At 69.9% G+C, this 408-nt stretch carries 1 protein-coding gene; it reads right to left on the bottom strand.

The window, feature by feature from the left end; all coding sequences use genetic code 11:
- On the bottom strand, window positions 1-341 hold a 341-nt coding region (locus tag FVA95_RS29490; RefSeq protein ID WP_205016054.1), incomplete at its 3' end, for an ATP-binding protein.
- Window positions 342-408 lie beyond the last annotated feature (67 nt).

The following is a 408-nucleotide window of genomic DNA, read 5'->3' as shown; positions in this document are numbered from 1 at the left end:
GACCCGGCCTGGCATGCCGCGACTGCCAGCGCGGTGGCGATATGGGTCTTCCCGGTCCCGGGCGGCCCGAGCAGCGCGACGTTGCGGTGGGCCTCGACGAACGCCAATGTGGCCAGGTCGCGGATCTTTCTGACGTCGAGGTCGGGCTGGAAGGCAAAGTCGAACTCGTCGAGAGTCTTGTGGTGCGGCAGCCCGGACAGCTTCAGCGCGGTCCGGAACCGGCGTCCCTCGCGCAGCCCGAGCTCCTCGCCGAGGACGGTGTCGATGAACTCGCGATAGCCCATCTGATCGGCCTCGGCCCGCCCGACCAGAAGCTCGAGGTTCTCGGCCAGGTGCGGCATGACTGAGCTGCTCACCGGCCGCATCACCGCGCACGCGACTCGCCTCGGGCTGCCGCACCTGGCCGAG

Origin of the sequence: Pseudonocardia sp. EV170527-09, from assembly GCF_008369905.1 — a bacterium.
Taxonomy (GTDB): Bacteria; Actinomycetota; Actinomycetes; order Mycobacteriales; family Pseudonocardiaceae; genus Pseudonocardia.
The sequence above is the reverse complement of the archived record's forward strand: the minus strand, read 5'-3'. Positions and strand labels throughout refer to the sequence as shown.